Annotated in this window: 18 protein-coding genes; 11 read left to right on the plus strand and 7 right to left on the minus strand. The window is 66.4% G+C overall.

From position 1 onward, the window contains the following. The first annotated feature begins 16 nt into the window (after positions 1 to 16). The 3 genes from OG874_RS35310 to rraA all read left to right on the plus strand — a co-directional run bounded on the left by OG874_RS35310 (position 17) and on the right by rraA (position 1,416). Positions 17 to 397 carry a DUF5313 family protein gene (locus OG874_RS35310; protein ID WP_330251377.1) on the plus strand — a complete coding sequence of 127 codons (381 nt, stop codon included), beginning with the start codon at positions 17 to 19 and terminating at the stop codon, positions 395 to 397. Positions 398 to 462: 65 nt separating this feature from the next. Then, positions 463 to 828: a DUF5313 family protein gene (locus tag OG874_RS35315; protein WP_330251378.1), complete on the plus strand. Its 366-nt coding sequence runs from the start codon at positions 463 to 465 to the stop codon at positions 826 to 828. A 102-nt stretch (positions 829 to 930) separates the two neighbouring features. Beyond that, positions 931 to 1,416, plus strand: a complete 486-nt coding sequence (gene rraA / locus OG874_RS35320; protein WP_330251379.1) for a ribonuclease E activity regulator RraA — start codon at positions 931 to 933, stop codon at positions 1,414 to 1,416. Between the two features lies 1 nt (position 1,417). Here the strand turns inward: rraA and OG874_RS35325 are convergent, their stop codons facing one another. Further along, the gene (locus OG874_RS35325) at positions 1,418 to 1,639 is read right to left on the minus strand and encodes an RNA-binding S4 domain-containing protein (protein WP_330251380.1); all 222 of its coding nucleotides are present in this window, start codon (positions 1,637 to 1,639) and stop codon (positions 1,418 to 1,420) included. Between the two features lie 143 nt (positions 1,640 to 1,782). Here OG874_RS35325 and lysX point away from each other — a divergent pair, with 143 nt between their 5' ends. Together lysX and OG874_RS35335 are read left to right on the plus strand one after the other, a co-directional pair. Then, positions 1,783 to 5,106 carry a bifunctional lysylphosphatidylglycerol synthetase/lysine--tRNA ligase LysX gene (gene lysX, locus OG874_RS35330; RefSeq protein WP_442943174.1) on the plus strand — a complete coding sequence of 1,108 codons (3,324 nt, stop codon included), beginning with the start codon at positions 1,783 to 1,785 and terminating at the stop codon, positions 5,104 to 5,106. Positions 5,107 to 5,208: 102 nt separating this feature from the next. Further along, positions 5,209 to 5,448, plus strand: a complete 240-nt coding sequence (locus OG874_RS35335) for a hypothetical protein (protein ID WP_330251381.1) — start codon at positions 5,209 to 5,211, stop codon at positions 5,446 to 5,448. 74 nt (positions 5,449 to 5,522) lie between these two features. Here OG874_RS35335 and OG874_RS35340 read toward each other — a convergent pair whose 3' ends face one another. Beyond that, positions 5,523 to 7,037, minus strand: a complete 1,515-nt coding sequence (locus OG874_RS35340; protein WP_330251382.1) for an MFS transporter — start codon at positions 7,035 to 7,037, stop codon at positions 5,523 to 5,525. A gap of 107 nt (positions 7,038 to 7,144) precedes the next feature. Between OG874_RS35340 and OG874_RS35345 the strand changes: the two genes are divergently transcribed. The 3 genes from OG874_RS35345 (at position 7,145) to OG874_RS35355 (ending at position 9,122) form a co-directional block, all read left to right on the plus strand. Continuing rightward, positions 7,145 to 7,906, plus strand: a complete 762-nt coding sequence (locus OG874_RS35345) for a winged helix-turn-helix transcriptional regulator (protein ID WP_330251383.1) — start codon at positions 7,145 to 7,147, stop codon at positions 7,904 to 7,906. A gap of 99 nt (positions 7,907 to 8,005) precedes the next feature. Continuing rightward, positions 8,006 to 8,623, plus strand: coding sequence for a histidine phosphatase family protein (locus OG874_RS35350; protein WP_330251384.1), 618 nt, complete (start codon positions 8,006 to 8,008; stop codon positions 8,621 to 8,623). 166 nt (positions 8,624 to 8,789) lie between these two features. Next, positions 8,790 to 9,122, plus strand: a complete 333-nt coding sequence (locus tag OG874_RS35355; protein WP_330251385.1) for a hypothetical protein — start codon at positions 8,790 to 8,792, stop codon at positions 9,120 to 9,122. Between the two features lie 87 nt (positions 9,123 to 9,209). Here the strand turns inward: OG874_RS35355 and OG874_RS35360 are convergent, their stop codons facing one another. The 4 genes from OG874_RS35360 to aroQ form a co-directional block, all read right to left on the minus strand. Then, positions 9,210 to 10,130, minus strand: a complete 921-nt coding sequence (locus tag OG874_RS35360) for a cutinase family protein (protein ID WP_330251386.1) — start codon at positions 10,128 to 10,130, stop codon at positions 9,210 to 9,212. A 381-nt stretch (positions 10,131 to 10,511) separates the two neighbouring features. Next, positions 10,512 to 11,981, minus strand: a complete 1,470-nt coding sequence (locus tag OG874_RS35365; protein ID WP_330257567.1) for a glutamate synthase subunit beta — start codon at positions 11,979 to 11,981, stop codon at positions 10,512 to 10,514. A 56-nt stretch (positions 11,982 to 12,037) separates the two neighbouring features. After that, complete coding sequence (gene gltB, locus OG874_RS35370; RefSeq protein ID WP_330251387.1) at positions 12,038 to 16,690, minus strand: glutamate synthase large subunit; 4,653 nt, start codon at positions 16,688 to 16,690, stop codon at positions 12,038 to 12,040. Between the two features lie 731 nt (positions 16,691 to 17,421). Then, positions 17,422 to 18,015, minus strand: a complete 594-nt coding sequence (gene aroQ, locus OG874_RS35375; RefSeq protein ID WP_330251388.1) for a gamma subclass chorismate mutase AroQ — start codon at positions 18,013 to 18,015, stop codon at positions 17,422 to 17,424. Between the two features lie 233 nt (positions 18,016 to 18,248). Between aroQ and OG874_RS35380 the strand changes: the two genes are divergently transcribed. Together OG874_RS35380 and OG874_RS35385 are read left to right on the plus strand one after the other, a co-directional pair. Next, the gene (locus tag OG874_RS35380; RefSeq protein WP_330251389.1) at positions 18,249 to 20,027 is read left to right on the plus strand and encodes a DUF4407 domain-containing protein; all 1,779 of its coding nucleotides are present in this window, start codon (positions 18,249 to 18,251) and stop codon (positions 20,025 to 20,027) included. A 236-nt stretch (positions 20,028 to 20,263) separates the two neighbouring features. Next, positions 20,264 to 21,829: an adenylate/guanylate cyclase domain-containing protein gene (locus tag OG874_RS35385; protein ID WP_330251390.1), complete on the plus strand. Its 1,566-nt coding sequence runs from the start codon at positions 20,264 to 20,266 to the stop codon at positions 21,827 to 21,829. Positions 21,830 to 22,085: 256 nt separating this feature from the next. Here OG874_RS35385 and OG874_RS35390 read toward each other — a convergent pair whose 3' ends face one another. Next, complete coding sequence (locus tag OG874_RS35390; RefSeq protein WP_330251391.1) at positions 22,086 to 23,627, minus strand: MFS transporter; 1,542 nt, start codon at positions 23,625 to 23,627, stop codon at positions 22,086 to 22,088. A gap of 85 nt (positions 23,628 to 23,712) precedes the next feature. Here OG874_RS35390 and OG874_RS35395 point away from each other — a divergent pair, with 85 nt between their 5' ends. Further along, positions 23,713 to 24,258: a TetR/AcrR family transcriptional regulator gene (locus OG874_RS35395; RefSeq protein ID WP_330251392.1), complete on the plus strand. Its 546-nt coding sequence runs from the start codon at positions 23,713 to 23,715 to the stop codon at positions 24,256 to 24,258. Positions 24,259 to 24,264: the final 6 nt, after the last annotated feature.

Raw genomic sequence — 24,264 nt, forward strand, 5'->3', positions numbered from 1 at the left:
CGAGGATGCTGTTCACATGGCTGAACGCACGACTCCGACGCTGCCGCAGCGCATCGCCTACATCTGCGGGCGCACGCTGCCGGAATCGATGTCGGAGTGGGTGCGCAACGACCTGACCGGACCGGGTGCGGCACGGCGCTACCTGATGCGCTTCCTCATTCCGATGATTCCGGTTCTGAGCCTGTTCCTGCTGGTACCGGGGCCGAAATGGATGGGTGCGGCGATGATGGCCCTGCTGTATCTGCCGCTGATCTATTTCACCGCGGCGCTGATGTACGTGTATCGCAGATCGCGGCTGGTCAAACACGGTCTCGACCCCGCACTCGCCGACTCCGCCGCGAGGAAGCGCGGGGAATCCGAGCGCCTGGCCTATGAGCGCCGCCACGGCCGCGCCTGATTTTCGTCTTGCCGACTATTCGCCAGACCTGGCGGTGACACATACCACAGGCATAGCCTGAACGTATGAAACGTCCCACGTTCGGCCAACGGGTCGCCTACGATCTCGGCCGCGAGCTCCCGGAGGAGCTGCACGAGTGGGTTATCCACGACCTCGTCGGGCACGGGGCCATGGAACGCTATCTCGTCCGGTTCGTCGTTCCGTTCATCCCATTCTTCGCGCTGTGGTTGCTGTTCCCAGGGCCGATGGGTTTGAAGATCGGCATGATCGTCATGATGATCGTGCCGCTCATCCTGTTCACCGTGTCGCTCAGCTACGTCTGGCGGCGCTTCCGCATGGGACAGCACGGTCTCGATCCGGAGTGGATCAACCACAACAAGATGCGCGAAACCGAGCGGATCAAATACCAGATGCACTACGGGCACCGCTAGCGGTTGCGTTGCCGGTCGCTCGGAAAGCTCGGCTGGCGACCGAGGTCACATAAGGAACAGGCCTCCCCGAAATCCAATTCGGCCACCCCTAAGCTGGGCGGCGTGACCGAATCAGTGAACATTGCCACCGCGGATCTCGCCGATGAGATCGGCCCGGAAATCCGCAGCTGCGATACGCAGTTCATTCAGTTCGGCGGGCGTGCGGCGTTCTCGGGACGCGTCACCACGATCCGCTGCTTCCAGGACAACCTGCTGGTCAAGCAAACGCTGAGCGAACCGGGCAATGGCGGTGTGCTGGTCGTCGACGGCGGAGCCGGCGTGCACACCGCACTGGTCGGCGACATCATCGCCGGACGCGGCGTGGCCAACGGCTGGTCCGGCGTCATCGTCAACGGCGCGGTGCGGGATTCCGCGATTCTGCGCACACTCGACATCGGTATCAAGGCGCTGGGCACCAACCCGCGCAAGAGCACCCAGACCGGCACCGGCGACCGCGATATCCCGGTCGAATTCGGCGGCGTCACCTTCGTGCCCGGCGACATGCTCTACAGCGACCAGGACGGGATCGTGGTCCGGGCCGAGGACTGACCTAAACCGCCGCCACTCTGGCCTTGTGACCGGCGATGGCCACGATGTCGCCGATATGCAGCTGCCGTCCGCGGCGTAGTTCCACCTCCTCGTTCACCCGCACCAGACCCGCGGCGATCACGGTCTTGGCCTCCGAACCGGATTCGATCAGATTGGCCAGCTTGAGGAACTGACCGAGTCGAATGACGTCGTCATCGATCGGCACATCGACTGCATCGGACATGGGATACATCCTTACTCCGTGGCGTTCTGATGGGAACTCCAGCCCCCGTAGTGACAACTGACACGCAGGCACGACGCGCCGATAACCGACATGCCCGGGTGGCCTTCGAGCACCAGTACCGCGGCACCGTACACACTGGTGCAGTGACTTCCACGCACGCCGGGCAACACATCGAGACCGAACCACCCTCGGACAGACCGATACCACCGGTTCCACATCGCGGACACGGGCGGCTGCGCGAGGTCCCACATATCGCGGGTCTGATGCTGGGTGTGTTCGCGGTGCTCTGTTTCCTGTGGAGCCTGTCACCCGGACTGCGGTATCTGACCCATGTGCCGCGTCGCTACATCGACCTGTACTACTTCGACGCTCCGGACACCAGCCTCGTGTGGGCGCTGGTGGTCGGTCTGCTCGCGGGGGCGACGGCCAGCCGCAAGCGGATCGCGTGGTGGTTGCTGCTCGGCTACATCGCGCTCTACGCGCTCGCCAACGTGCTGGAGTTCGCCGACGAGGGCAATATGAACGCGCTCGTGGCCGCGGTGGTGCAGCTCGCCGCGATCGGCGTGCTGCTCGCGGCCTGGCGGGAGTTCTACACCAAGGTCCGCCGCGGCGCGGGTTGGAAGGCGCTCGGCGTGCTGGCCGGCGGCCTCGCGGTCGGGTGTCTGCTCGGCTGGGGTCTGGTGGAACTGTTCCCCGGTTCGCTGCCCCAAGGCGTGCAGCGGCCGCTGTGGTCGGTCTATCGGGTGACCGCCGCGGTGCTGGTGGACAACGAACATTTCGACGGTCACCCGCGTCCGTTCGTCAACTTCCTGCTCGGTCTCTTCGGCGCCATCGCCCTGCTGGCCGCGGTGGTCATCCTGTTGCGCTCGCAACGCGCGGGCAATGCGATGACCGGCACCGACGAATCCGCGATCCGCGGCTTGCTGGAACGCTCCGATATCGAGGATTCGCTGGGCTACTTCGCGACTCGCCGCGATAAGGCGGTGGTCTTCGCGCCGAGCGGCAAGGCGGCGCTCACCTATCGCGTCGAATTGGGGGTCTGCCTCGCCAGCGGCGATCCGATCGGCATTCGCGAGGCCTGGCCGCAGGCGATCGATGCCTGGCTGCAGTTGGCCGACCAATTCGGTTGGGCGCCAGCGGTCATGGGCGCGAGCGAACTCGGTGCGACCGCATACCGACGGGCCGGGCTCTCGGCGCTGCGCCTCGGCGATGAGGCGATCCTCGACACCAGGAGCTACTCGCTGGCCGGGCCGGAGATGAAGCAGGTTCGCCAGGCCGCGAACCGGCTGCGCAAGCACGGGATCAGCGTGCGGATCCGCCGCCACCGCGATATACCGGCCGAGGAATTCCGGCAGGTGATCGCCCACGCGGATGCCTGGCGCGATACCGAAACCGAGCGCGGCTTCTCGATGGCGTTGGGACGGTTGGGCGATCCGCACGACGGCGATTGCCTGTTGGTGGAGGCAGTCGATCACCAGGACCGCGTGCTCGGCATGCTGTCGCTGGTGCCGTGGGGCCGCACCGGCGCCTCACTCGAGCTGATGCGCCGAGATCCGCACGGGCCCAATGGCGTTATGGAGCTGATGATCTCCCAGCTCGCGCTGACCTCCGAACAGCATGGCATCACCAAGGTTTCGTTGAACTTCGCGGTGTTCCGATCGGTCTTCGAGGAGGGCGGGCGCATCGGCGCCGGTCCGGTGCTGCGGCTGTGGCGCGGTGTGCTGCTGTTCTTTTCGCGCTGGTGGCAGCTGGAGGCGCTGTATCGATCGAATGTGAAGTACCAGCCGTACTGGGTGCCGCGATTCTTCCTGTTCGAGGAGCGCAGGCAACTACCGCGGGTCGCCATCGCCAGCGCGCTCGCCGAGGGCTTCCTGCCGCGCTTCGGCAAGGAACCCGACACCATCACCCACACCGGTCTGTACAGTGCGGTACCCGCGGGCATCACCGGACTGCACTCCGACGGCAGCCCGCCGGACCTGCCGGATATCGGTGGCGTCGAACAGCTTCCGCGCCGCCCCGAGCAGGTGCGGGTGCGCATGGACAAGCTGGACCGGCTCAGCACCGCCGGCGTCGACGCCTATCCGGTCGCCTATCCCCCGACGCATACCGTCGCGGCGGCACGCCGTTCACCGCGCGGCACCACGGTTCGGGTGTGCGGGCGGCTGTTGCGCATCCGCGACTACGGCGGCGTGATCTTCGCGGTGGTCCGGGACTGGACCGACGATATTCAGCTGGTCATCGACCGTGATCGGGTCGGTGCGGAGCGTAGCGCCGAATTCGGCGAGTTCTTCGACCTCGGTGATCTGATCGAGGTCAGCGGCCAGATCGGGCGCAGCCGCCGCGGTGAACTCTCGCTGCTCGCCGCGGACTGGCGGATGATCGGCAAATGCCTGCACCCGTTGCCGGACAAGTGGAAGGGTCTGTCCGATCCCGAGGCCAGAGTGCGCCAGCGCTACGTCGATATGGCGATCAATCCGGAGGTCCGCGAGGTGCTCACCAAGCGCACCGCGGTGGTGCGCTCGCTGCGGGATTCGTTGAACGCCTGGGGATATCTCGAGGTGGAGACCCCGATCCTGCAGAAGGTGCACGGCGGGGCCAACGCGACGCCGTTCCTGACCCATATCAACGCCTACGACCTGGATCTGTATCTGCGGATCGCGCCCGAGCTGTATCTCAAGCGGCTATGTGTCGGCGGTATGGAGAAGGTTTTCGAGATCGGCCGCAACTTCCGCAACGAGGGCGTCGATTTCAGCCACAATCCGGAGTTCACCAGCCTCGAGGCCTATGAGGCGCACGCCGACTACGAGCGGATGATGCATCTGTGCCGCCAGCTCATCCAGAACGCCGCGTTGGCGGCCAATGGTGCGATGGTGGCGCTGCGCCCCAACCCCGACGGCACCTTCGAACAGGTGGACATCTCCGGGGAATGGACGGTGAAGACCGTGCACGGCGCTGTATCCGACGCGCTCGGCGCCGAGATCACGCCGGAGACCGCGCTCGACGAGCTACGCGAACTCTGCGATAAGGCGGAAGTGCCCTATCAGCACGGCTGGGATGCCGGGCAGGTGGTGCAGGAGATGTACGAGCATCTGGTCGAATCCCACACGCAGGAGCCGACCTTCTACATCAACTTCCCCACCTCGGTGTCCCCGCTGACCCGCGCGCATCGCAGCATTCCCGGCGTCACCGAGCGCTGGGATCTGGTCGCCTGGGGTGTCGAACTCGGCACCGCCTACAGCGAACTCACCGATCCGATCGAACAGCGCCGCAGGCTCACCGAGCAGTCCATGCTGGCGGCCAACGGTGATCCGGAGGCGATGGAGCTGGACGAGGACTTCCTGCAGGCGCTCGAGCACGCGATGCCGCCCACCGGCGGTCTAGGCATGGGCGTCGACCGGGTCGTCATGTTGATCACCGGTCGCAGCATTCGGGAAACGCTGCCCTTCCCACTGGTGAAGCCACGCTGAAGATCTCACCATGAAGGATTGCATCGGTGAAAAGTTCCCGATGCCGGATTCGCCCGCTACTCTTGGTGATTCGGCCCCGGGAGGAGGCCGTTACCTTCGTAGATGGGGAGACGTATGTATCTTGACGTGCTGACCAACGCGACTCTGCTGGACCCTCAGGTGTGGGCGAGCGCGGATACCTGGACCAGCTCGGACACCTTGGCCTCGGCAATGGAGTACACGGCCAAGAAAAAGAAGAAGAGCAGCAGCGGATTGATCATCGGCGGCATCTGCTGCCTGGTGATCGTCGCCCTGATCGTCGGCGGCATCTACCTGCTCACCCAGCGCAAGAAGCAGCAGTAGTAGTACCGAAACAGCAAGGCCCGGTTCGCTTGTCGGCGAACCGGGCCTTGCTGTTTCCGATCTCGGCTGAGACGTCAGATCGCGGTGCGCTCGGTGGCGACCTCGGCTTCGAGCAGTAGCTCGTCGTCGAGTTCGCTGCCCTGTGGTCCGTGGCCCTGCGGCGGCACCGACTTCAGGATGATCACCGCCGCCGCCAACGCGACCACGACCAGCGCGGCGCCGATCCAGAACGCGAGGTGGAAACCGTTGGTGAGCGCCTCGGCGACCGGGGTGCCCGTCTGCATCAGATCCGCGGTCTTGCTCGCCGACAGCGTGGCCAGTACGGCGAGGCCGAGCGCGCCACCGACCTGCATGGTGGTGTTCGCCAGACCCGAGGCCAGACCCGCCTCCTGCGGCTGCACGCCCGACATGGCCAGGTTCATCAGTGACGGGAACGCCAGACCTGCACCCGTACCGAACAGCACCATCGGGCCGAAGATGTCGATCCAGTAGTTGCCGTCCACCGGCGCCTGGGTCAGCCACAGCAGTGCGATGAGGATCAGCGACAGACCCGGAATCAGCACCTTGCGCGCGCCGAAGCGCATCACCAGGCCCTCGGAGAACTGCACCGATAGCAGGCCCATGATCGCCGCGACCGGGAAGAACGCCAGCCCCAGCTGCATCGGCTCGTAGCCGAGCACCTGCTTCAGGTACAGCGAGCCCATGAAGAACATGCCGAACATGCCGGCCACGGTCAGCACCTGGATCACATTGGCGCCGGACAGATTCCGCGAGCGAAATATCTTCAGCGGCATCAACGGGGTGGCGGCGGTCGCCTCGCGGGCGACGAATCCGGCGAGCAGCAACAGCGACACCGCGCCGAGGCCGAGGGTGACCGGATCGGTCCAGCCGTACTCGGCCGCGGGCTTGACGATCGTGTAGACGCCGAGCATCAGCGCCGCCGTGATCAGCACCGCGCCGGGCACATCCGCGCCGTCTTTCAGGCCGGCGCCCTGATCGTTGTCGAGGATCTTCAATGCGCCGACCCCGACGAGGACGCCGATCGGCAGGTTCACCAGGAAGATCAGTCGCCAGTCCAGCGCGGTCAGCACGCCGCCGAGCAGCAGGCCGATCGCACCACCGGCGGAGGCCACGAAGGCGTAGCGGCCGATCGCCTTCGCCTGCTCGCGCGGGTCCGGGAACATCGCGAAGATCATGCCGAGGATGACCGCCGAGGTCATCGCGCCGCCGACACCCTGCAGGAAGCGGGCCGCGATGAGGGTGACCTCGTTGATCGCCAGACCGCACAGCGCCGAGGCCGCGGTGAAGACCACCAGGCCGGACAGGAACATCGTGCGGCGCCCGATCAGGTCACCGAGTCGACCGGCCAGCATGAGCAGGCCGCCGAAGGAGATCAGATACCCGTTCACCACCCAGGCCAGGCCTGCCGAGGTGAAACCCAGATCCTGCTGGATATCCGCGAGCGCGACATTCACGATCGTCGCGTCGAGCACGATCATCAGCATGCCGCCGCACAGCACGTACAGCGCGAGCCACCGCTTGCTGTCCGGCGCATCCGTCTGTCTTTGTTTTTCTCTTACTTCCGTCACCACAGACGCCCTCCAGCCGAAGATCGTTACCGAGGCACGCTATCGTGGTTAGTCCTAAAAGACAACTAATTAATTCAGTTGAAGAATCGGCTGATATGCTGTAGCCCATGAGTATCGGTTCCCAGGCATCCCCGACCGGCCGGGTGGCCCCCGCCGCCCAGGTGCCGCCGGTCGGCGAGCATCGCGCCAAGCGCAGCTACCACGACGCCTGCGGTGCCGCCCGAGCGCTGGACCTGGTCGGCGAACGCTGGACACTGCTCGTGGTGCGCGAACTGCTGCTCGGCCCCAAGCGATTCACCGATCTGCGCGCCGGTCTGCCCGGCATCAGCCCGAACGTGCTCTCCCAACGTCTCGAAGAGCTCCTCCAGATCGGCGTCGTGCACAAGCGCAAACTGCCCCCGCCGGTCAGCGCCGCCGTCTACGACCTCACCGATTGGGGCCGCGAACTCGATTCGGTGATCGTGGCGCTGAATCGCTGGGGCGCCCGTTCCCCTAACCTCTACCGCTGCTCCGAGGTATCCACCGACTCCCTGGTGGTCACCCTGCGCACCTTCTTCGAACCCGAATCCGCCGCCGGCGTGCACGCCGACTACGACCTGTACTTCACCGGATCCGATTCCGGCACAGACGAATTCCACGCACTGGTCACCAACGGCACCTTCACCATCACCCGTGGCGCCACCGGCCGCGCCGCCACCACCATCCACACCACCGTCCCCGCCTTCGTCGCAATCGCCTTCGACGGCCACCCCCTCGCCGGCCCCATCGCCACCGGCGACATCAAGATCTCCGGCAACCTCCCCGCCGCCGAACAATTCCTCGACTTCTTCGAACTCCCAGCGGAGTGCAAGGGGAGTCCGACGGCCTGAATCACCACGAGCCGATCCACGTCGGCGTGCCGTTCGGTGAGTCGCGGTGTCCAGGCTCCGGTTCGCCTTGGGATTCGGGGTTGGGGCAGAGTGGGCGGGGTGCAGTTGATTCTTGTTCGTCATGCCCAGCCGGTGCGGTTGTCGAATGCGGGCGGGCCCGCCGATCCCGAGTTGGCGCCGGTGGGCGTCGAGCAGGCCGAACGGGTGCCCGCGGCATTGAGTCATCATCGGATCAATCGGATCGTGAGCAGTCCGCAGCGGCGGGCGCGGGAGACGGCGGGGCCGACGGCGGCGAAGCTCGGGCTGGACGTCGAGGTGATCGACGATCTGGCGGAATACGATCGGGACCTGCCGGCCTACATTCCGATCGAGGACGCGAAGGTCGAATTCCGCGAGGTGTACGACCGGATCAAGGCCGGATATCTGCCCGAGCAGATCGACGGGGCGCGGTTCAGCACCCGGGTGCGCGATGCGATCACCGAGATCGCCGCGCATACCGATCCCGCCGATACGGTGGTGATCTTCGCGCACGGCGGGGTGATCAATGTGATCCTGCAGGATGTGCTCGGCCTGGCCCGGCCGCTGACCTTCCCGATCGACTACTGCTCGATCACCCGAATCCTGTTCTCGCGCAGCGGCCGCCGCACCGCGGCGACCATCAATGAGAACGGCCACGTCTGGGATCTGTTGCCGCGCAATATCGCACAGCAATCCTGACGCTCATCCACAGACTCGGGCATTCACAGCCGACTGCCAGACGCGTCGCACCACCATCCCAGTGACGGAGCCTTGTATAGGACCGGTGAGCCGCCGTAGCGACTACTTGCAGGTCGCTCGAAACAACCAGCACCAGCGACTCACAGTCCGAGGAAAGGAATCCGTTTTGTTCTCCAAGACATCGTCCTCCTTCAGGCGTGGCTTCGCGCGCGTTGCGATCGCCGGCGCCCTGGCCGCAGTGCCGCTCAGCGCGCTCGCGGTCACCGCATCCGCGGCCGCGCCCGATTCGTCCGTGCCAACGGTTCAGGCGGCATCGGACCAGATTCCGTTGCAGGGCACCGATATCGACGGCCCGCATCGTGGTGACGACTGGGACGGACAGCACCACCATCGTGGTGATCATCGCGGCCCCGGCGATCAGCCCGGCGATCAGCAGAATGGCCCCTGGCAGCCACCGTTCCCGCCGCAGGGCCTGCCGTCGACCGGCTCGGCCGGCTAACCAGTCGAGGTCGTTCGGAAAAGCGCAGGCCACCCCTCCATAAGGAAGGGTGGCCTGCGCTTTTGCCTGGGGATTACGGCCTGGGAATCAGGCCATACCCGCGATCCAGTTGTGCATCCAGGAGATGGCGGTCTGACCGCCGCCCACCGGGTAGCTGCCGTAGAGCGTATGCGACTGCGAGCGGTAGAACTGCTCGAGATCCTTGGCCCGCTGCTCGTTCGCGGAGTCGGTGAGCTGCGACTGCAACGTCGGGATGCCGCCGCGCGACATCAGGTCGTTCATGATCGCGCCCGCCTCGATCTGGTAGCGCCAGACGTTGGCCGGATTGGCCTCCGAGGCCTGCGCCAGGAATCCGGCGAACCGGGTCACGAAATCGTCGGTGGCGGTGGCGCAGTAGAGATCGTCCACCGCGCAAATGGTGCGGGTACGGTCGCTGAGCCAGCCGAAGCCGCCGACCCGCGCGCCGCTCGCGCCCGCGCCCTGCGCGATCGGCCCGACCTGCACGTCGGCGGGCGAACGGCGCGGATCGGAGATCAGGCCGACGCCGGCGACCCGATCCGCCGGGACCGAGCTGAGTCCGGTGCCGATCTCGGCCGCGAGATCACCCGCGGCGTCCGCACCCTGGCTGTAGCCGACGAGGGCGATCCTGGTGCCGCCGCAACGCTGCGCCATCGAGGTCGCCAGGTCGCGGGCCCGGTCGGTCGCTTCCTTCTTCGACGCGCCGTAGACGTCGCCTTCCCACGGGAAGGCGGTCGCGGCATAGGTCACGTAGTCGACATCCACCGACCTGGGCATACCGTTGGTGACACCGGCCAACATGCCGGGCTGCGGCGTCTTATCCTTTCCGGTCTCCCAGGTGCCGGGAATCGCTACCACATAGAGGCTCGGGCACCCTGGATCGGCCGTTACCGAACCGCTACCAAGGACCAAGCCGGATGCAACAGCCGCGCACGCACCGAGTGCGGCGGCGACTTTCTTCAACTGCATATTGCTCCAGTTCAAAACCATTGCTCCTGTGGGAGCAAGCCCCGACAGTTGTCCGTAAACGATGCTGACCTGGGCGGATATCGGTCCAGTGCACATCGGGTCAACACCAGCTACCCCGCTGGTATGACATGCACGTCGCGCCCCACATCCCAAGATCACGCATCACGCCGCAGATCACAATAAGGCAACACCCCCACCTGCGCCATCCGAACTCGGTACGGTGTCCGATTCCCGTCGATCGAAACCTGCCCCACCGGCCCGCCGCCGCGATCTTCGCGCGCACCCGCCGAGATCACGCACACGCGCCCAGCAAATATCGGGCGGACGGTGGGAAATACAAAAGACGCCTGCGGACTCGTGGTCCGCAGGCGCCTTTCCGCTCCGGTAAGAGGCGGGTTCTTGTCAGCGCTGGGCGACAGCCGTCGGCGGGATCGGCGCGGGCAGCGCGGTCTCACCTTCCAGGAACTTGTCGACGGCGGCCGCGGCGGCGCGGCCTTCGGCGATGGCCCAGACGATCAGGGACTGGCCGCGGCCCATATCACCGGCGACGAAGACGCCGGGGATATTGGTCGACCAGTTCTTATCGCGCTGGACATTGCCGCGCTGGTCATAGCCGACGCCGAGACCTTCGAGCAGACCCGGCTTTTCCGGACCGGTGAAGCCCATGGCGAGCAGCACCAGATCGGCCTCGAGGATGAAGTCGGTGCCCTCGACCTTCTCGAAGCGGCCGTTGACCATCGTGACCTCGTGCGCCTCCAGCGCGGTCACCTTGCCGTCCGCGCCGACGAAGCGCTGGGTGTTCACCGAGAACACGCGCTCGCCGCCCTCCTCGTGTGCCGAGGAAACCCGGTACATGAGCGGATAGGTCGGCCACGGAGTGGAGGAGGCACGCTCCTCCGGCGGGCGCGGCATGATCTCGAACTGGTGGATGCTCTCGGCGCCCTGCCGGTGCGAGGTGCCCAGGCAGTCCGCGCCGGTGTCACCGCCGCCGATGATGACGACCTTCTTACCCTTCGCGTGAATGGGCGGCAGGCCGTTCTCATCGGTGACGTCATCGCCGAGCTGCACCCGGTTGGACCAGGGCAGGAATTCCATCGCCTGGTGGATGCCGTCCAGATCCCGGCCCGGGATCGGCAGATCACGCGCCAGGGTGGCGCCACCGGCGAGCACGACCGAGTCGAACCGCTCGCGCAGCTGCGCGGCGGTGATGTCGACACCGACGTTCACACCGGTCTTGAAGATGGTGCCCTCGGCCTCCATCTGCGCCATCCGACGGTCGATGAAGCGCTTCTCCATCTTGAATTCCGGGATGCCGTAGCGCAGCAGGCCGCCGATGCGATCGGCGCGCTCGAAGACGGTCACGGTATGACCGGCGCGGGTGAGCTGCTGTGCGGCAGCGAGACCGGCCGGACCGGAACCGACGACGGCGACCTTCTTGCCGGTGATGCGGGTCGGGTAGACCGGGGTCACCCAGCCCTCGTCGAAGGCGTTCTCGATGAGCTCGACCTCGACCTGCTTGATCGTCACCGGATCCTGGTTGATGCCGAGCACACAGGACGCCTCACACGGCGCGGGACACAGCCGCCCGGTGAATTCCGGGAAGTTGTTGGTCGCGTGCAGCCGGTCGATGCCCTCGCGCCACTGGCCCCGGTGGACCAGGTCGTTCCACTCGGGGATGAGGTTGCCCAGCGGACAGCCGTTGTGACAGAACGGAATACCGCAGTCCATGCATCGGCTGGCCTGGGTCTGCAGGGTCTGGTGTGAGAAACCCGGCTCGTAGACCTCTTTCCAGTCCATCAGGCGTAGCGGAACCGGACGACGTGTCGGCAGTTCCCGTTTGGTGTGCTTCAAGAATCCTTGCGGGTCAGCCACGTGCAGCCCCCGAATCGTCACAGCGCCTCGTCGACATCATCTCTAGAACTGTTCGGTCAGCCACGTGCAGCCTCCATAATCGCCTCGTCGACATCCGTGCCGTTCTTCTCGGCTTCGGAGATCGCGAGCAAAACCTTCTTGTATTCGCGCGGCATAACCTTCACGAAGTGGTTCACCTGCTGTGACCAATCGCTCAGAATGCGTTCGGCGACAGCCGAACCCGTCTGGTCGCGGTGCTGGGTGATGATGTCGCGCAGCCAGGTGAAATCGTCACCGGCGAGCTGCTCGACGGCGTCGGCCTGCTCCGGATTGAGCTTGGCCTCGAAGGTGCCGTTCGGGTTGTAGACGAATGCGACACCGCCGGACATACCGGCGCCGAAGTTGCGACCGGTCTCACCGAGGATGACTACCCGGCCGCCGGTCATGTACTCACACCCGTGGTCACCGACGCCCTCGACCACCGCGGTGGCGCCCGAGTTGCGCACGGCGAACCGCTCGCCGACGGCACCGCTGATGAAGGCCTGACCGTTGGTGGCGCCGAACAGGATCACGTTGCCCGCGATGATGTTCTCCGCCGCCACGAAGTCGGCCGGTGCGTTGAGCGACGGGCGCACGATCAGGTGGCCGCCGGAAAGGCCCTTGCCCACATAGTCGTTCGCGTCGCCCTGCACCCGCAGCGTGATGCCCGCCGGGACGAACGCGCCGAAGCTGTTGCCCGCGGACCCGGTGAAGGTGATGTCGATGGTGTCGTCGGGCAGGCCCGCGCCACCGTAGAGCTTGGTCACCTCGTGGCCGAGCATGGTGCCGACGGTGCGGTTCACGTTCGTGATCTTGGTTTCGAACTTCACCGCCTGGCCCCGCTCGAGCGCATCGGCGCTCTGCGCGATCAGCTGCACATCCAGCGCCCGGTCCAGGCCGTGGTCCTGGGTCTTGGTGCAGTACCGGTCCTGGCGCATGAACGCGGTCTCGACATCGTCGAGGATCGGCGACAGGTCCAGCTTGCTGGCCTTCCAATGTGCCTTGGCCTGTGCGGTATCGAGCATGTCGACCCGGCCGATGGCCTCGTCCAAGGTGCGGAAGCCCAACTCCGCCAGCAGTTCCCGCACTTCCTCGGCGATGAACAGCATGAAGTTCTCGACGAATTCCGGCTTGCCGGTGAAGCGTTCGCGCAACACCGGGTTCTGCGTGGCGACACCGACGGGGCAGGTGTCGAGGTGACATACGCGCATCATGATGCAGCCCGAGACCACCAGCGGCGCGGTCGCGAAACCGAATTCCTCGGCACCGAGCAGCGCGGCGATCATCACGTCGCGGCCGGTCTTCATCTGGCCGTCGACCTGCACCACGATGCGATCGCGAAGTCCGTTGAGCAGCAACGTCTGCTGGGTCTCGGCCAGGCCGAGTTCCCATGGCCCGCCCGCGTGCTTGAGCGAGGTCAGCGGCGAGGCGCCGGTGCCACCGTCGTGGCCCGAGATCAGCACCACGTCGGCGTGCGCCTTGGAGACGCCGGCGGCGACGGTGCCGACGCCAGGCTCCGCAACGAGTTTCACGTGAATCCGCGCCTGCGGGTTCGCGTTCTTCAGATCGTGGATCAGCTGCGCCAGATCCTCGATCGAGTAGATGTCGTGGTGCGGCGGCGGCGAGATCAGGCCGACGCCCGGCGTCGAGTGCCGCACCTCGGCGACCCACGGGTACACCTTGTGCGCGGGCAGCTGGCCGCCCTCACCGGGCTTGGCGCCCTGCGCCATCTTGATCTGGATATCGGTGCAGTTGGTCAGGTAGTGCGCGGTCACGCCGAAGCGGCCGGAGGCCACCTGCTTGATCGCACTGCGCCGCCAGTCACCGTTCTCCTCGATCTCGAAGCGGGCCGGATGCTCGCCGCCCTCGCCCGAATTCGACCGACCGCCGAGACGGTTCATCGCGATCGCGAGGGTCTCGTGCGCCTCGGAGGAGATGGAGCCATAGCTCATCGCTCCGGTGGAGAACCGCTTCACGATCGCACTGGCGGGCTCGACCTCGTCGATCGAGATCGGCTTGCGCTCACCGGTACGGAACTTGAACAGGCCGCGCAGCGAGGCCAGCCGCTCGGACTGGTCGTCGATCAGCTTGGTGTACTCCTTGAAGATCGAGTACTGACCGCTGCGGGTCGCGTGCTGCAGCTTGAAGACGGTGTCCGGGTTGAACAGGTGGTATTCACCCTCGCGCCGCCACTGGTATTCGCCGCCCACCTCGAGCTCGCGGTGCGCGCGCTCGTTGCGGTTCTCCAGGAACGCCACGGTATGCCGGGCCGCCACATCGGCGGCGATCTCGTCCAGGCCGATGCCGTCCAGATGCGAACGCAGGCCGGTGAAGTATTCGTCCACCAGGTCCTGCGACAGGCCGATCACCTGGAACAGCTGCGCGCCGGTGTAGGAGGCGATGGTGGAGATGCCCATCTTGGACATCACCTTCAGCACGCCCTTGCTCGCGGCCTTGTTGTAGTTCGCGACCGCCTTGCGGTAGTCGGCCACCAGATCGCCGGTGCTGCCCGGCAGATCGAGCGCGCCGCGCTCGATCATGTCCTCGATGGTCTCGAAGGCCATGTACGGGTTGATCGCGGCCGCGCCGAAACCGACCAGCATGGCCATGTGGTGCACCTCGCGGGCGTCACCGGTCTCCACGACCAAGCCGACCATCGTCCGGGTGCGCTCGCGCACCAAGTGGTGGTGCACCGATGCGGTCAGCAGCAGCGACGGGATCGGCGCGAGCTTCTCGTTGGACTCGCGGTCCGACAGCACGATGATCCGCGCACCGCCCTCGATTGCCGCCGAGACCTGGGTGTTGATGGCCTCGAGCGCCTTGCGTAGGCCCTTGCCACCCTTCTTCACCGGGTACAGGCCGTGCACGACCACCGAGCGCAGCTCGGGATGCGAACCGTCGTCGTTGATGTGGATGAGCTTGGCCAGCTCGTCATTGTCCAGAATCGGCTGCGGGATGGTGATCTGCTTGCAGGACTCCGGTCCCGGATGCATCAGATCGGCCTCCGGGCCGAGGGCCCGGCGCAGGCTGGTGACCACTTCTTCGCGGATCGCGTCCAGCGGCGGGTTGGTCACCTGCGCGAACAGCTGGGAGAAGTAGTCGAACAGTAGCCGCGGACGCGACGACAGCACCGCGATCGGGGTATCGGTGCCCATCGAGCCGAGCGCCTCACCGCCGGTCTTGGCCATCGGCGAGATCAGCAGGTTCAACTCTTCGTTGGTGTATCCGAAGATCTGCTGCCGGATCAGCACGCGGTCGTGCGACATGTGCACGTGCGGGCGGTCGGGCAGGTCGGCCAGCTTGGTCACGCCGGCATCGAGCCACTCCTGGTACGGGTGCTCGGCGGCCAGCTGCGACTTGAGCTCCTCGTCGCCGACGATGCGGCCCAGCGAGGTGTCGACCAGGAACATGCGGCCCGGCTGCAGCCGAACCTTCTTGACCACCTTGGCCGGATCGATGTCGAGGACACCGACCTCCGAGGCCATGACGACCAGGCCGTCATCGGTGACCCAGATGCGGCTGGGACGCAGACCGTTGCGGTCGAGCACCGCGCCGACGACGGTGCCGTCGGAGAAGCACACCGATGCCGGGCCGTCCCACGGCTCCATCAGCATCGAGTGGTAGCGGTAGAAGGCCCGTCGCTGCGGGTCCATCGTCTCGTTGCGTTCCCAGGCCTCGGGAATCATCATCAGGACCGCGTGGGGCAAGCTGCGGCCGCCGAGGTGCAACAGTTCCAGCACCTCGTCGAAGCGCGCGGTATCGCTCGCCCCCGGCGTACAGACGGGGAAGATCTTCTGCAGGCGGTTGTTGCCCGCCTCGTCGACGCCGAAGACATCCGAACGCAGCAGCGCCTCGCGGGCGCGCATCCAGTTCTCGTTACCGGTGACGGTGTTGATCTCACCGTTGTGCGCGACCCGGCGGAACGGATGCGCCAGCGGCCACGACGGGAAGGTGTTGGTGGAGAAGCGGGAGTGCACGATGCCGAGGGCGGACTCCACCCGGCTGTCCTGCAGGTCCAGGTAGAAGGCGCGCAGCTGCGGGGTGGTGAACATGCCCTTGTAGACGAAGGTCTGACCGGACAGGCTCGGGAAGTACACCGACTCCTTGCCGACCGCGCCCTGGCCCGCGCCCGCCTTGCCGAGCTCGTGCTCGACCCGCTTGCGCACGACATAGGCGCGACGCTCCAGATCCATGCCCGACAGCTGTTCGGCCGCACCCCGGGGGGACCCGATGAAGATCTGCCGGAAGGTCGGCATGGCGTCGCGCGCCAGCGCACCGAGGGTGGACTCGTCGGTGGGCACATCACGCCAGCCGAGTACGGCAAGGCCCTCGGACTCGACGATGCGCTCCAGACCGTAGGCGGCCTTGGTGGCCTCGCGGCGGGCCTGCGGCAGGAAGGCGATACCGGTGGCGTAGGAGCCCTCCGGCGGCAACTCGAAATCGACCACGGCACGGAAGAACCGGTCCGGAATCTGGATCAGGATGCCAGCGCCGTCACCACTGTTGGGTTCGGCACCTGCGGCACCGCGGTGCTCCAGGTTCAACAGAGCCGTAATAGCCTTGTCGACGATGTCGCGGCTGCGGCGGCCGTGCATGTCGACGACGAATGCGACACCGCAGGCGTCGTGTTCGTTCGCCGGGTCATAGAGCCCGATGGGTCCGGGGGACCTGTGGCCAGGAAGTTGCGTCATGCCTCTGCCTTCAAGAAAGTCGGCCTCGATGAAATCGGCCTATGGGAAGGGGCCCCTTCGTCGATTGCCTCCGTCAAGACTGCGCCTGTACGTTGCTAAAACCAGCCGCGCTGATGGTCTTCTTCGTGCAGTCACGTCTCCAGTTGTCCACCCGCATTCAGTGACGTAGTGGGTGCTCGTCGGTAACGGAACGCTTACGTGTTCCTTACCTCTGCGCGGGTGCTCGCCCGCTACGCTTGGGCACCGGATTCACCGAGCCCGAGCGGGCGATATTGCCGAACATTCTGTGTTCGGCGTAAGAGCAAACGATAAGTCAGGTCCGGGGCCCAACCAACTTAGGTCGTGCTAATAACTAGGTCTAGCTGGGCTTCTTCAAGCGGTCCTCCACGTGTGCGCGTTGTCCAGTGTAAAGCAGCGAACACGGTCGAATCGATCCCCTTGGCACCCCGTGCCAACCTGCGACAACGGGCGCCCAGGACCCGCGACACAGCGCACCGCAGATGCGAGAACCGGCGCTCACCTGCACCGCAGTGGATTTCCCTGCTGCACACGGCGCAAACCCCGTTGGCGGTGGCTAACTGGCCACACGGCTGGATGAGAGATTTCCGACAGGGGTGTGACGAGCACGCGACCCGATCCGACCGTCCGGGCTCTTTCGCTTACTGTGGGATTCAGCACATTTCTAGCAATCGAACTCATGTGGTGTACAACACACTTCCGATATCCGGTACCTAAGGACCGCACAGTGCGGCGGCCGCCCGAACCAGCGCCGCCTGATGCAGCGCATCGGCACGTCCGGAGGTGAGCACCCCGAAAACCGGCGGCGCCAGGCGCACGGCACAGTTCGGTCCGGTGAGTTCGGCACGCCGCAGTGCGAGTTGGTCGACGATCTCCACATTCACCCGATCGATCACCGGGCGGACCGACGCGAGATCCGGCGGCGCACTCGGTACCGCGGCCGGATCGAAACGCCAGCGCGTGACCAATCCGCGCTGGACGATCTTGTTGGCCTCGATTTGCCCGGAGAACACCTGGCGGATCCAGCTTTCCGGCAGTCCGCGCTCGGCGCCGAGGCGCGCCATCGTGTCGTACACCTGCGCTTCACGCACCGGATCGTCGATCGAGGGCTGCCCGCCGTTCTGCTCGGCCGCCGCCCATTTGGCCGCGGCCACCGCATCGGCGGTGTCCAGGCGTTCGGTCACCAACGCGACGATGCGATCCAGGGCCGGATCATCGTCGAGCGTTTGCGCACGACCATCCGGGGCAGCCATCAACAGTGCCGCCGCGACACACACCAAAACCCTCGCCGAGCCTCGGAAAAACATTCGCAACACCTCGTCCGCCGGCTCGTTCCGATTCGGGTCACCTACGTCAGATTAAGCGTGAGCGCGGACACAAACCGCCCGGTGGAACCAATTTTGTGAGCCTGACCACATCCCTGGTGCCCTACTCGGTGTGTCGTGGCCTCGCCTGTCACGCTATGACAACGAATCCGTGACAGTTTCGTCGCCTAGCGACACACGCCACCATGACTGGGATGTAGAGGATGTGGGGTCCCATGACAGTCACCGGCTTGTTCATCTGGCTCGGCGGAGGTCTGGGGCGCGAGCAGAGCGGGACCGAACTCGACTATCCGCACGAGCGGTCCGGATATGCCGTCACCGGCGCGGTCGTCGTACTCTTCGCGACGGTGGCCGGTGTGGTCACCACGCTCGCCCTGGCCGCCGCAGGCAACTGGCCGTTATTTGCGATCGTGCTCGTCGCGCTGGTCATCGCACTGCTGACCGGTGCGGTGGGCCGCGCGCTGGCGACCGCGCGCCCGGGCAGCGGACCCGACCGCCGCGGCCTCGCCGGACGGATCACGGTCGCGGTGCTGGCCGGCGTGCTGATCGCCGAACTCGCCGCGACGGTGCTCTTCGGCGGTACCGTCGATCGGCTGCTGGATGAAAAGGCCCAGCGCGCGGTGGATTCCGCACCCGCCGTGGTCGCAGCGCGCACCGAACTGGATCGCGCCGAAGCCGATCGCGCCGCACTGGATCAGTCGATTGTCAAGGCGCAGGCCGATATCGACCGGGCACTGGTGATCGCACGCTGTGAATACAACCCGAGTCCGGAATGTCCGCAGACCCGAATCACCGGCGTGCCCGGTCGCGGACCCGAATCGCAGACCGACAACGCAATGCTCGATGACGCCCGCAAGCAGTTGGCCGCGGCGCAGGATCGGGTGGCGGGGCTGGACCAGCGCGTCACCGCCGACCAGCAGGCTCTCACCGCAGCCGATTCCGTCGCATTCGCCGACGCCGACCGCGGCCTCGGCGCGCGCTGGCTGGCGATGAACGACTACACCACCGACAAGGCGGGCGCGTTCCCGCTGCGGGTGCTGACCATCATCACCTTCGTCCTGCTCGCGCTGCTGCCGCTGATCCTGCGGTGGTGGCGCGGTGAGACCTCGTTCGATCGGCGACTGGCCTTCCACACCGTGCAGGACCGGGCCGAGCGCAGCGCCGACGCCGCCATCGCGGTCAAGCGCGCCGAGGTGCGGGCCGAGGCCGAAACCCTGCGCGCCGAGCACCAACTGACCGCCGCTCAGCTGGCAGTCGAAGCCGATACCGCCATTGATCGGGAACGGCAGCGCACCCGGATCATCGCCGCCATCGGCGGGTTGCAGATCGGCATCACCGAACCGCCACATGGCGAACTACCAGCCGGATCGGCTGGCGATCGAGAGGACAGCTCCGTGTCTCAGGAGGGCTACGTCACACCGAACCTGCCGGCCACCGTGAGCGCGGGGGCGCTGGCACCGACGAGCGGTGCGGGGGCCGTTGTGCCGCAGGTCGCGGCGCAGGTGCCGACCGCGCCGCAAACCGGTGGCGGCCTGGAACTCCCGATCATCGGCACGGTGCCGTTCACCGATACCGCGGCCCGCTGGATCCGGCCGCTGGTGCCGTCCTTCGTCGCCAATGCGATCGACACCGCCACCCATCCGCTGCGCACCGCCCGGCAGGCCTTTGAAGAGGTTGAGGAGATCACCTTCACCCTGCGCCGGACCCGCAAGGTGACCATCGATACCCAGGATTCGCACGCACCGGCGATGAGTCAGGCGGCCGGCTACCAATTGCAGCCCGGCTCTGCCGAGGCGTGGCACGCCCAGCGGGTCGCCGCGAATGTCGTCGACGCGGATTACCAACAGCCGGCGCACTACTCGGCCCTGCCCCAGACGACCGTGCAGCAGGGTTACGGCCTGCCGCCCGCCGACCGGCATGACGAGTTGTCGGCCCAGCATCGCGGTGAACTCCAGAACCGCCCCGGACCGCGGGAACTTCCACCCGCCAACTAATCCGGGTGCGGGCACGATCGGTCCCGTCGAACAGCACGACGAATTCGGTGAGCACCCCGCAGGATCGATGCTGTTCGCGACAATCGGTAGCCGTGCCCGTTTCGGATCGCTATGGCGCATAGCGCTCTCGACCGGCGGCCTTGCGTCCGGAATTCGGCCGGAGCCCGACCGCGCGGGTACCCGACTCGAAGCGGCGGCCGGCAGTACGGCCCAGGCGACCCGCTTACGCTGCACGCATGGACCGTCTCGTGAACGCTCCGGCGAATGCCGCCGCCCCGTGGGGTTCGCGGCTGCTCGGGCCGGCCGACGAGTCCTCCGGCAGGCGACGGCTCCGGATCCAACTGCTGCTGACGGTGCCGCTCATGATCGCGAATGTGACCGGCATTTTCGTCTCCATCGCGCTGGTCGGATTCGTGCTGCCGGGGCCGACGGTATTCACCCGGCGGTTGGTGCTGCTCGATTTCGTCGCCACTCCGGTGTACGGCGCGCTGGCGGTGCTGATCGGACTCTGGTGGGGTACGACGCGCGGTTTGGCGGCTTTGCGCTGGGCCCGTGATCCGGATCAGGTGCCGACCGAGGCCGAGCAGACGGCGACCGCGCGAGTGCCCATGCAGTTGGTGCTGTTCCAGACAATGCTGTGGTTTGGTGGGGTCGCGGTGCTGGCCCCGCTGTACGGCGTGGCCGAACCCGGGCTGATTCCCAAGATCGTATTCGGCATCGGGTTCAGCGCGATCGTGGTGTGCGCCAACAGCTATCTGATCATCGAGTTCGCGCTGCGGCCGGTGACCGCGCGGGTGCTGGAGGCCGCGGCCTCGCGGCGGCGGCGCGGTATCGGCGTCTTCGGTCGTTCGCTGCTGGCCTGGACGCTCGGCTCAGCGGTGCCGGTCGCCGGATCGATGGTGGTGGCGGTGCTCGCGTTGACCATGGACGACGTCAGCACCGCGCGGCTGGCGGTCTGTGTGCTCGCACTCGGCGGGGCCGCGCTGATCTTCGGGTTGTTGCTGATGGCACAGGCGCTCGCGGCGACGGTCGCCCCCATCCGCGGGGTGCGGCGCGCATTGCGGCTGGTGGAGGACGGCGACCTCGACGTGTCGGTCACCGTGTACGACGGCACCGAACTGGGTGAACTGCAAAGCGGATTCAACCGCATGATGGCGGGACTGCGCGAGCGCGAACAGATCAGGGATCTGTTCGGCAGGCACGTCGGCCACGACGTCGCCGAGGCGGCGCTCGAGGGCGAGCCGAATCTCGGCGGCGTGGAAACCGAAGCGGCCGTACTGTTCGTCGACATCATCGGCTCGACGACCATGACCACCACCCGCCCCGCCACCGAAATCGTCGCCATTCTCAACAGCTTCTTCGACATCGTCGTCGACGAGGTCGAACGCTGCGGCGGCCTGCTCAACAAGTTCGAGGGCGATGCCGCGCTGGCCGTCTTCGGCACACCCGCGCCGCTCGATGACGCATCGGGCGCGGCCATGTCCTGTGCCAGGGCGATCCGAACTCGGCTGAGCGCGAAGGCCTCCGACTTCTCCGCCGCCATCGGCGTAGCCGCGGGCCGAGTGGTGGCAGGCAATGTCGGTGCCCACCATCGGTACGAATTCACCGTCATCGGCGACGCCGTCAACGAGGCCGCCCGCCTCTGCGAACTCGCCAAGAACGACCCGGGCCGCCTGCTCACCTCGGAAACCACCATCGCCACCGCCGATCCGGCCGAAGCGGAACATTGGCAACTCGGCGAGTCCGTCACGCTGCGCGGCCGCGTCACGCCGACCCGATTGGGACGGCCGCAGCCGGATTAGCCGGTCGGCACTACACACCCGCATCCGCACCAGCTATCCGGTACCGGGCATCTGCACCGAAACGCACAGCTGTTCTGAACCGGACAGCAATCACGGTGCCCGCTGAAGTCACAGGTCAGCACGGTAATTCCGAGATAGCACGATACGACCGCGCGGACCGGCGCGCACCTAGTACAGACCGGTTGGCTTCCAATGTGACTTCGCCCCCGCTCCGGATACGCGGAACAGAGGCGAAATCATCACCGAGATATGCCGTTTACGCACGAGCCGTCCGCAGCCGGAAGGCGACCACCGCGGCGATCAACAGCACCACAGCGGTACCGATGGCGGCGATATGGACGCCGGAGACAAAGGCCTCGTGCGCCGAGGCCAGGAATCCATTCGCCACCGATTCCGGCAGCTGACGGGCGAATTCGGTAGCGCCGCCGAGGGATTCCGACGCCGCACCGGTCCGGTCGCTCGGCACCTGGGACAGGTCGAGCCCGCCACGGAATACCGCCATCGTCACACTGCCGAGCACCGCGACACCGAGGGCGATGCCGGTCTCATAGGCGGTCTCCGAGACCGCCGCGGCCGCGCCGGCCCGCTCCGCCGGAGCCGAACTCACCACCAGGTCGGACGAAACCGTCAGCGCCACACCGACACCGGCCCCGATGAACAGGAACCCGAGGATGAACGGCACCGCACTGGTCGCCGCATCCAGACTCAGCCACAGGAACAGCGCCGAGCCGACCGCGGCCAGCACCAACGCGCTGCCGAGCACCAGGCCCGGACGTAGCACCCGCACCAACCAGGCCGCCGCCAGCGAGGCGAATACGCTCGCCGCGAGACCGGGCAATAGCAGCAGACCCGCCTGCATCGGCGAATGACCGAGCACCAATTGCAGATACTGCGAACCGGAGAACAGCACACCGGCCAGCGCGAAGACCGCGAGCAGGTTGGTGAGGACCGCTGTGCGGAACCTGGGCAGCGCGAACAGCTTCAGGTCGATCATCGGATGCGCGAGGCCGCGCTGCCTGCGGACGAACAGCACACCCGCGACGACACCGATCGCACCGATCACCACCAGCCGGACACTCATTCCGTGCGCCGCCGATTCCTTGACCGCGTACACCACTGGCACCAGAGCCAGCATGGACAGCGCCGCGCTCGGCAGATCGAAACGGCCGGGATTCGGGTCGCGGGATTCCGGAATCAGCATCGGACCCACCGCGATCAGCACCAGCATGACCGGCAGGTTCACCAGGAATACCGAACCCCACCAGTAGTGTTCGAGCAGCCAGCCGCCGAGCAGCGGCCCTGCCGCCGCACCACCACCGGCCATCGCGGCCCAGACCGAGATGGCGACGGTGCGCTGCCGCGGATCCAGGAACATCGACCGGATCAGACCGAGCGTGGCGGGCATCAGGGTGGCACCGGCGACGCCCTGCAGCACGCGCGCCGCGATGAGCATCTCCGGATCGACCGACCACGCGGCCAGCATCGAGGCGAGTCCGAATCCGACGGCGCCGATAAGCAGCAGCCTGCGCCGCCCGATCCGGTCGCCCAGATTGCCCATCACCACCAGCAGTCCGGCCAGGACGAACGAGTACACGTCGATGATCCAGAGCAGCTGTGGCGTGGTCGGCGCCAATTCCGCGCTGATCGCGGGCACGGCCAGATCGAGCACGGTCGCATCGACGGCGAGCAGCAGCAGGGCCAGCGCGAGTACGACCAGACCCGCCCAATCCCGCGCCGTCGCGCGCGGCGGGGCGGCCCGATGGGTGCGCCAGGTGTCCTTCTCGATCTGTGTGGTCATCGCCTTCTCGATTTCCGTCTCGAATTCTTACCGTCCAGACGGTACAGTAAATCGACATTACCGTCCAGCCGGTATAGTCACTCGGGTGACAACGAACACCCGCGACCGGATCTTGGACGCGCTCGAAACCCTGCTGCTGGAAAAGGGCATGTCCCAGGTGACCCTGGAGAACGTCGCCGCGAGCGCCGGAGTCTCCAAGGGCGGACTGCTGTACCACTTCAAGAGCAAGGACGCCCTGCTCGCGGGCCTGGTCCGGCGACTGAGCGAGCGCGCGGACCAACAACTGGGCACCGCCGTCGCCAAGGGCACCTCGGTCGCCGAGTGGTACCTGCAGACACCGAATCCCGACAACGAATCGGACGCACTGGAATTGGCGCTCAATCGGTCCATGGTCGCGGCCATGCGCACCATCGACGCCAACTCCGGCCCGGAGACCGATGAGGTGCAGCAGGCACTGTCCGACATGCTGGACGCCTGGTCGGTCGGTTTGGACAACGATATCGACGATCCGGTGCGAGCCGACATCATCCGGTTGGTCGGCGACGGCGTCTACCTGCGTGCTCTGCTCGGCCTCCCGCCCGTCGACCCCGCGCGCTACAAGAAGGTCGTGGACCGGCTGCTCGACCGCTGACCCGCC

The organism is Nocardia sp. NBC_00565 (genome assembly GCF_036345915.1).
In the GTDB taxonomy this organism is placed as follows: Bacteria; Actinomycetota; Actinomycetes; order Mycobacteriales; family Mycobacteriaceae; genus Nocardia.

Coding starts and splice junctions, on each gene's coding strand:
- OG874_RS35345 (WP_330251383.1), top strand. CDS start 7,145: ATGAGTATCGGTTCCCAGGCATCCCCGACCGGCCGGGTGGCCCCCGCC.
- OG874_RS35325 (WP_330251380.1), bottom strand. CDS start 1,639: ATGTCCGATGCAGTCGATGTGCCGATCGATGACGACGTCATTCGACTC.
- aroQ (WP_330251388.1), bottom strand. CDS start 18,015: ATGTTTTTCCGAGGCTCGGCGAGGGTTTTGGTGTGTGTCGCGGCGGCA.
- OG874_RS35360 (WP_330251386.1), bottom strand. CDS start 10,130: ATGGTTTTGAACTGGAGCAATATGCAGTTGAAGAAAGTCGCCGCCGCA.
- OG874_RS35385 (WP_330251390.1), top strand. CDS start 20,264: ATGGACCGTCTCGTGAACGCTCCGGCGAATGCCGCCGCCCCGTGGGGT.
- OG874_RS35380 (WP_330251389.1), top strand. CDS start 18,249: ATGACAGTCACCGGCTTGTTCATCTGGCTCGGCGGAGGTCTGGGGCGC.
- OG874_RS35390 (WP_330251391.1), bottom strand. CDS start 23,627: ATGACCACACAGATCGAGAAGGACACCTGGCGCACCCATCGGGCCGCC.
- OG874_RS35335 (WP_330251381.1), top strand. CDS start 5,209: ATGGGGAGACGTATGTATCTTGACGTGCTGACCAACGCGACTCTGCTG.
- OG874_RS35310 (WP_330251377.1), top strand. CDS start 17: ATGGCTGAACGCACGACTCCGACGCTGCCGCAGCGCATCGCCTACATC.
- OG874_RS35315 (WP_330251378.1), top strand. CDS start 463: ATGAAACGTCCCACGTTCGGCCAACGGGTCGCCTACGATCTCGGCCGC.
- gltB (WP_330251387.1), bottom strand. CDS start 16,690: ATGACGCAACTTCCTGGCCACAGGTCCCCCGGACCCATCGGGCTCTAT.